Source organism: Nocardioides sp., assembly GCF_035576065.1.
Classification (GTDB): domain Bacteria; phylum Actinomycetota; class Actinomycetes; order Propionibacteriales; family Nocardioidaceae; genus Nocardioides.
Map to the genome: position 1 here is coordinate 1 of NZ_DATLWX010000003.1, position 3,120 is coordinate 3,120.

Annotated in this window: 7 protein-coding genes; all 7 read right to left on the bottom strand. The window is 68.9% G+C overall.

Translation table 11 applies throughout. The annotated features are described in order from the left end of the window. Positions 1-248 precede the first annotated feature (248 nt). On the bottom strand, positions 249-383 hold the full coding sequence (locus tag VNJ48_RS01470; RefSeq protein WP_325598389.1) for a hypothetical protein: 135 nt from the start codon (positions 381-383) through the stop codon (positions 249-251). Positions 384-678: 295 nt separating this feature from the next. Next, complete coding sequence (locus VNJ48_RS01475; protein WP_325598391.1) at positions 679-1,014, bottom strand: hypothetical protein; 336 nt, start codon at positions 1,012-1,014, stop codon at positions 679-681. Further along, positions 1,011-1,367 carry a hypothetical protein gene (locus tag VNJ48_RS01480; RefSeq protein ID WP_325598393.1) on the bottom strand — a complete coding sequence of 119 codons (357 nt, stop codon included), beginning with the start codon at positions 1,365-1,367 and terminating at the stop codon, positions 1,011-1,013. Before VNJ48_RS01480 ends, VNJ48_RS01475 begins: the two co-directional genes overlap by 4 nt. Then, positions 1,364-1,567 carry a hypothetical protein gene (locus VNJ48_RS01485; protein ID WP_325598394.1) on the bottom strand — a complete coding sequence of 68 codons (204 nt, stop codon included), beginning with the start codon at positions 1,565-1,567 and terminating at the stop codon, positions 1,364-1,366. Before VNJ48_RS01485 ends, VNJ48_RS01480 begins: the two co-directional genes overlap by 4 nt. Beyond that, positions 1,564-2,502 carry a hypothetical protein gene (locus tag VNJ48_RS01490; RefSeq protein WP_325598396.1) on the bottom strand — a complete coding sequence of 313 codons (939 nt, stop codon included), beginning with the start codon at positions 2,500-2,502 and terminating at the stop codon, positions 1,564-1,566. The genes VNJ48_RS01485 and VNJ48_RS01490 overlap by 4 nt, the downstream gene beginning before the upstream one ends. A 91-nt stretch (positions 2,503-2,593) precedes the next feature. Beyond that, positions 2,594-2,851 (bottom strand): hypothetical protein, encoded by a 258-nt coding sequence (locus tag VNJ48_RS01495; protein WP_325598398.1) that lies wholly within the window; start codon positions 2,849-2,851, stop codon positions 2,594-2,596. After that, positions 2,848-3,120 (bottom strand): hypothetical protein (locus tag VNJ48_RS01500; RefSeq protein WP_325598400.1); only part of this gene is annotated, 273 nt, incomplete at its 5' end. The genes VNJ48_RS01500 and VNJ48_RS01495, both read right to left, overlap by 4 nt.

A 3,120-nucleotide genomic window follows, 5' to 3' on the forward strand; every position in this document is an offset into this window, starting at 1 on the left:
GCGCCTCGTCCGCGAAGTCGTGATGCATGCCCAGGTGCGGCCGGCACATCGGCCAGTCGTCAGCGACGCCGGCAGCCGCGTTGTGACAGGCCGCCCAGGAGCAGGTTGGGTCCGCCGCCCGTGTGGCTTCCCGTCCGACACGGGCGGCGGGGCTGGAGGGAGTCACGACGTGCCGTCCGGTGTCTTGTCGATCGGCGACACGTAGGCGACCGTCAGATGGCACTGGCATGGATCGTCCTCTGTGGCGCTCACAGCTCGACCCCTGCCGCGTCGGCCTCAGCGACCGCCGCGAGGCAGATGACCAAGCCGGACGTGACGACCACAACGGCGCTCGCGGCCAGGACAGCGACAGGATGCCGGGCGAGGAACAGGACGACGGTCACGACGGACCGCCGACCGTAGAGTCGGGACTAGCGGGCGTTGCCAACGCAGCCTGCTCGACCACGACTACCGACACGTCGGGGTGGCCCGCGTCCCGGCAGGGTGTGCAGCGCAGATCCTGCGTCGCCATCCGAGGGAGGCAGTCCACGCAGGTCAGGGCGGGTGGCGAGAAGTGCTCATGCACACAACCGAACGTGATCGTTGCGACGGCAGGCTCGCCGCAGTCATGCGGCCTGTCGTCCAGCAGCCAGTTGTAGACGCTCCATCCACACAGAACAGAATCGCGGCTGTCTCCGGTCACGACGCTCGCCTCCCGTCCCACGAGTGGACGAGAAAGCCCAGCGCGTACACCCAGGGAGCCTCGGTGTGAATCTCGGCATGGTGCGGGTCACAGACGCAGCGGCAGTTGTCCCGGTCCAGGATGTCGCCACCGCGGGCCCTCGTGAGCGGCTCATGGACGGCGGTCGAGCGGTCCTCACACCACGGCACTTCGCACCACGGACGCTCGGCCAGCAGATCAGCAACCAACCGACAGCGCTCGACGTACAGCCGGGCCGTCTTCGGGGAGCGGGCGCGTAGGTTGCCGGTGCGGGGCAGCGACGTCCTACGAGGGGGCATCGGGGAGCGCTTCACGACGTGCCACCCAGCGCGGTCAGCTCAGCCCGGAGCGCCGTTCCCACGGACCGGCCAATGTCGATGCGGACCTTGATGGAATCGACCTGCCGGCGCAGACCCCAGACGATCTGCTCGGCGACCTCCGCGGCCAGCCGTTCGGTGTGCGTGTCCACGATGGACCGGTGCTTACGCATGTCCATAGGTCCTTCGGTCGCCAGAAAGGCGCGGGACAGAGCCAAGGTGAAGTCCTCTCGCTTGTGGACGGATTCGCGGTCGGCGTGGTCGAGGGAGCGGACGCACGCCTCGAGGTCGCGGCCGAGCCGGGCCAAAGCGAGCGCGACGTCGTTGGGGGTCAGGGGCGGCGCTGTCATGGCGCGAACGCCTGCCACTCGACGAACAGTGGCCGGCGGACGACGTGGCAATCCGGGTGGATCGTGGCGGTGCCGGCGGCGGCGCATTCCTTGACGGTCCGCTGGGCGCTAGTGAGGTCAGCCGTCGGCTGTGTTTCGACGACCTCGCCGTCCTCGACGTGCGCTACGCCGTACTGCCACAACTCGTCTGCAGTCGTCACGATGTCCTCCGCAGCGACCGGGCGGTGACCTTCTCGACCGTCCGCATCGGCGGCTCACCGATCAGCGCCCGGTAGTCCTCCAACAGCCGGTCGAGGTCCAGCTCCTCAGACGACCGACTGTTGCCTCCCTGCCAGCGCAGACCGGGCAGCGCGTCGTACGGCGCCAGGAAGCGACGGGCGGCGTCCTTCGTCTGCTTCGCGGCCTTCTCCGCGTCGTCCGCCTCGAGGAACTCCAGGACGGTCGCATGCACGAGCGCGTCCACCTCGGGATCGACAGGTGCGGGGCCGCGGCAGGCGGTGCGGAACTCGCAGTAAGCGGCGCACCAACTCATCGGCTGGTCGCGCAGACCGTCGGCCTGGTCGGCAGGCTCGAGCCCGGACCGTTCGGCGATGAGTTTGCGGACCTGCTCGTGCCAGTCAGCGGCTTCGTCGGCGAGCGCCCGGTCGTAGGGTGCGGACCACAGGTAGGCGTCGTCCAGAGATCCGTTACGGGGGATGAACAGCAACTCGACGGTGTGCACGTCGAGTCCTTCGGCGATCAATCCGCCCGCGCCGAGCATGATCTGACCGACATGGCCGGAGTGCGGCCCGTAGTTGCGGGCCTTGGCGATCGCGGCGGCGTCAGCCTTGGTCTTGACGTCTGACAAGACACCATCGCGGTAGCGGTCGATCGTCGCCGGGACACCCCGGTAGCTGACGCGGTGCTCGGTCAGCACGCCCTTGCCGGCGGCGTGCTCGGCCGTCAGGTGGATCGCGGTCCCGACGATCGAAGCCCACGAGTCCGTCTCGTCCGTCTCCGGCACGCCGTTGGCCCGTAGGACCGTCGCGGCCCGGCACGAGTACGTCTGCGACGCTCCCGGCTCGGTCTGCTGCGACCGGGCGCGACTCCGGTCGTAGGCGGTGATCTCGGCGCGGAACAGGTCGAGGGTGCTCACGACGACGACCTGCCGTCGCGGCCGGTCGCGGCCATGCGCAGGGCGGCTCGCTCAGCACGGTGACAGCACCGCTTAGGGGCCGGTCGGGCGGTCACCACTCGGCCCTCGTCCAGCCGTCTGACCCGCTGACCTGCACATAGATAGACCAGGAGTCCTCATCGAACAGGTCAAGGTCACGAGCAGCGTCGGTCTTGCTCCCCGACTCTTTGAGAGCCTGGATCACCGCCTCGGCTGTCAGGCCCGTCTCGGGCAGGCCGAGGTCTTTGGGGTGGAACTCGTACTGCGATCCGTTCGACTGCAAGTCGATGAGGACACGCGACGTACCAGAAGCGCCACTATCTGTCGTCATGCCGCACCGTTGCTCTCAGCGGCCTCACGCATAAGGAACTCCATGAAGGCGCGGACGTCCGCGACCGGTGCCTCGGTGAGCACGAGCCCGCTGGACCAGCCGGCGAAGTCGGCGGCGAGCTTCTGCGTCGAGGAGAACCCGGCGGACTGCGCGAACGTCCACAGGTCAGCCCTCGCCTGATGCTCCGGGGACCTGGCCGGGCGCCCGCCAGCGGCAGGCGTCGTGTCGCGGTCGGCGTCCGGGGTGTCCTCGGTCGGAATGTGGAACGC